The organism is Nocardiopsis lucentensis DSM 44048 (genome assembly GCF_000341125.1).
In the GTDB taxonomy this organism is placed as follows: Bacteria; Actinomycetota; Actinomycetes; order Streptosporangiales; family Streptosporangiaceae; genus Nocardiopsis; species Nocardiopsis lucentensis.
The window spans coordinates 1-3,756 of the sequence record NZ_ANBC01000399.1; the positions used below are offsets into that span (position 1 = coordinate 1).

At 74.0% G+C, this 3,756-nt stretch carries 2 protein-coding genes and 1 pseudogene; 2 read left to right on the forward strand and 1 reads right to left on the reverse strand.

The annotated features are described in order from the left end of the window. Window positions 1–581: pseudogene (locus tag D471_RS41795) on the forward strand (hypothetical protein); the annotation flags it as partial. 352 nt (window positions 582–933) lie between these two features. Here D471_RS41795 and D471_RS0113460 read toward each other — a convergent pair. Continuing rightward, complete coding sequence (locus tag D471_RS0113460) at window positions 934–2,292, reverse strand: molybdopterin-dependent oxidoreductase (RefSeq protein WP_152486310.1); 1,359 nt, start codon at window positions 2,290–2,292, stop codon at window positions 934–936. A 170-nt stretch (window positions 2,293–2,462) separates the two neighbouring features. Between D471_RS0113460 and D471_RS0113465 the strand changes: the two genes are divergently transcribed. Then, window positions 2,463–3,756, forward strand: a 1,294-nt coding sequence (locus tag D471_RS0113465) for a hypothetical protein (RefSeq protein WP_017599093.1), incomplete at its 3' end; no start/stop codon positions are given.

Genomic DNA, 3,756 nt, shown 5'->3' on the forward strand with positions numbered 1-3,756 from the left:
GCGTGGACCTCAACCCGATGGCCGTGGCGCACGCCAACGCCTCGGGCGGACGGGCGCTGTGCCAGTCGGCGTTCGATCCGGTGCCTGAGGAGGGAGATTGGCACACCGCTCTGCTGGTGGACGGCAACATCGGTATCGGCGGTTCCCCGGAGAGGCTGCTCGCCCGCGCGCGGGAGCTGGTCCGAGCCGGAGGGCTGCTGATCGTCGAAGCCGCCCCCGAGGACGTCTGCGAACGCATGACCGCGCGGATCACCGACGGGCGGGGAAGGGCGGGCGCCCCCTTCCCCTGGGCACGGCTGGGGGTGCCCGCCCTGCTGCGCCTGGCGACGCGGGCGGGGTGGTCCCGTGACGACACGTGGGAGGTCCGGGGGCGCCGTTTCGCGGCTCTGCGCTCCGGGCGCGACGGGGCGACGGGAGGGGTGTCGCCGGGTACGGCGGGGCCTCAGACCGAGCGGTCCGCGACGGAACCACGTGTGTACCGGACTGCTCCCAGCGCCGCGGAGGCGGCGAACAAGAAGGCGCAGACCAGCAGCCAGCGTCCGGCGAACGGGTGGCCGGGAAGCCCGCTCTTGGACAGATAGGAGTCCGAGGGGCCGAGGATCAGCGGGAAGTAGACCACGAACAGCAGTGCCGAGACGACCGCGGGCACGCGCACGTGGTTGATGAGTCGGTTCCGTCTCCCGCCGCCGCCCTTCGCGGCCCGCCTCCTCCGCGTCAGCCATTCGGCCACGCCCTGCCAGGCGCGGTCGATCAGGGTGTAACAGGGGAGGAACACCAGGTCGTGGAGGACGGCGGCGCCGACGAACCACACCGCCACGCCGAGGGCGTCGCCGGCCAGGAGCCGCGCCCCCGCGTAGCCGATGAGGGCGAAGGCCCCGATCATGAGCAGGAGGTGCCACACCGGGGCCCCGTACCAGCGGCGCGGGGCGGCCATCACGCCTCCCCGAAGGTGAGGCGTCCGACCCACTTGGTGTTGTGCACGCCGGGGGCGGCCGGAACGATGACGCGGGCCGGATACCCGTGGTCGAGGGAGAGGTCCGCGCCGTTGACGCGCAGCGCCAGCAGGGAGCGGGGGTCGCCGACCTGGTTCGCGCGCAGCGCGACGCGGGTGAAGCTCCCCGTGCGCTGGACGGACTCCACGAACACGCCGACGGGCCCCGTGGCCCCGACCAGGTCGGCCAGGTCGGCGAGACGGACCCCGGACCACTCCTGGTCCTCGGTCGACCATCCCTCCACGCACGCGATCGGCAGCGCGGCACGGTGCTGGGAGAGGGCGAGCAGCTCCGCCCTGGTGAGAGCGGTCTGCGCCGTCGGACCGCGCACGGTCAGCCGCCAGCCGTCACCGACGTCGCCCTCACCGACACGGGCCCGGGCCGCGGTGGTGTTGACGGGGAAGTCGTTGGGGCCGTCACCGGAGAGCCTGCCCCGCGGAGCCAGCAGGGCGGTCGCCCGCAGCGGTCCGCCGATGCTCTGCCCCGCGGTCACCGCGAACAACGTCAGCGACCCCAGCCCCACCACGCCCAGGACGCCGGCGCGCGAGATGGTCGGGGGCGCGGGGTTCGCACTGACGAGCCCGGACCCGTCGGACGATTCTCCGCCGGGGCCCTCTCCCGACCCGGGCGGTGGGGCGTTCCAGCGGCCTTCGCGCAACGTCCGGACCATGATCGGCACCTTGGTGGCGAGGTGGACGGCGAACCCCCCGAGGAACACCCACGAACCGTAGAAGTGCAGGACGTAGAAGGATCCGGGGAAGACGTACTCGAGCTGGACGTTCAGCACCCCGGTGGCGAAGACGAACAGGGCCCCGCCCACGAGGCAGAGCAGTGACAGCCGTTCCAGGGCGTGGGCCGCGGAGCGGACCGGCGGCCAGGCGAAGAAGAGGGGGATGACCGACCAGAGTTTCGCCAGCAGGACCGGCACCAGCACGATGCCCAGGGTGACGTGGAGTCCTTGGGTGAGCCGGTAGAGCCAGTGCGGATCAGTGGGCCAGGGGAAGAGGTAGAACCCGAGCAGGCCCTTGCCCGGCGTCTTGTCGTTGACCGGGGACAGGTCGGGGTTGTACGCGGCGTACGACAGCAGCCCGGTGACCGTGACGACCGTGATTCCGACGAGCAGGACAGCGCCCAGCACCGACGTCGTCCAGGGGCCGCGGGCGGGACTGCGCCAGAAGCCCGGGCGTGTGGGACCGACGGGCGGCCCGTCGCGCAGGAACGCCCGCACCCCGCGCTCCCGCCCCGAGCCCCCGGCCGCCGTGGAGCCGGAGGCGTCGGTCCGATCGGTGCCCTCGTCCATGTGCGCCTTCCTCGGTCCCTCGTCGCTCCGGGCCGCGCCCGCGATCATGCTAGGGCGGCCGGTTCCCGCGCCCTAGCAGTGAAACGCGCTCTGAACAGGCGTTCTCCTGTCATCGGCGACACTCCGGCCGACACCGTGGCCCCACCGGGACTGTGACCTAAAGTGACGACGTGAAACCGCGCTGCTACCAGAGGCACATTCGCGAGGCCGTCGGCGACGAACGTGCCGGACGTGGGCTCGACGCGCTCACCGCGGTCGCCGCCCTCCTCCTCGTCGGGGCGGCCGCGGTCGTCGGAACCTCCATCGAGCGCGCCGACGGCACCCTGCACGTGGGCTGGCCGCCGCTCTACGCCTCCTGGCTCCCGCACACGGGGCCGGGAACCGTTCCCGCGACCGCGCTGGCCGTGGTGGCGGTCCTCTACGGACCCCCCGTGGCGCGGGCCCTCCCCTGGCGCGGCCTGGTGGCGGCCGTGTGGGCGGCGTCCGTGGCGTGGACGCTGTCCCTCGCCCTCGTCGACGGCTGGCGCGGATTCGCGCGGCCGTTGGAGTCCCCCTACGAGTACCCGGCGTCGGTCGACCGCTTCGGTGACGTGGGCGCGGCGTTGCGCGGGTTCACCGGGCACATCCTCGTCGGGCAGCCCGACAACTGGCCCACACACGTCGCCGGGCATCCCCCCGGGGCGATCCTCACGTTCGTCGCGCTGGACCGGGTCGGGCTCGACGGAGGCGCCTGGGCGGGGATCTGGTGCGTCGTGGTCGGGGGGTCGGCCGCCGCGGCCGTCCTCGTCGCCCTCCGCGCGCTCGGGGCCGAGCGCGCGGCGCGGTCCGCTGCCCCGTTCCTGGTGCTGTTCCCCGGAGCGGTCTGGGTGGGCGCGTCGGCCGACGGCTACTTCGCCGCGGTGGCGGCGTGGGGTCTGGCCCTGCTCGCGGTGGCGGCGGCTCCGGGCGCCCGGGCGCCCCGGGCGGCGGCGCTCACGGCCGGACTCCTGCTGGGGTGGACGGTGTACCTGTCCTACGGGCTGGTCCTGCTCGCGATCCCCGCGGTGGCCGTCCTGGTGTGCGCGCGCACCGCCCGACCCCTGCCCCTCGCCGTCGTGGGGGCGCTGTCCGTGGCCGCGGCCTTCACGGTGGCGGGGTTCTGGTGGTGGGAGGGGTACCGCCTGGTGGTGGAGCGCTACTACCAGGGAGTGGCGGCGGTCCGGCCGTACGGCTACTGGGTCTGGGCCAATCTGGCCAACGCCGTACTCGCGGCCGGGGTCGCCTCCACCGCGGGGCTGCGGCGGGTGCTCTCCCTGCTGCCGGGAGAGGTGCGCGCCCTACCGCGACCGGCCACCGGGTCGGACACCGGCGCGGTGGTCCTCCTCGTGACGGCCGCGTTCTGCGCGATCGCCGTCGCCGACCTGTCGGGGATGAGCAAGGGTGAGACGGAGCGCATCTGGCTGCCCTTCCTCGTGTGGCTCCTTC

Coding starts and splice junctions, on each gene's coding strand:
- D471_RS0113460 (WP_152486310.1), bottom strand. CDS start 2,292: ATGGACGAGGGCACCGATCGGACCGACGCCTCCGGCTCCACGGCGGCC.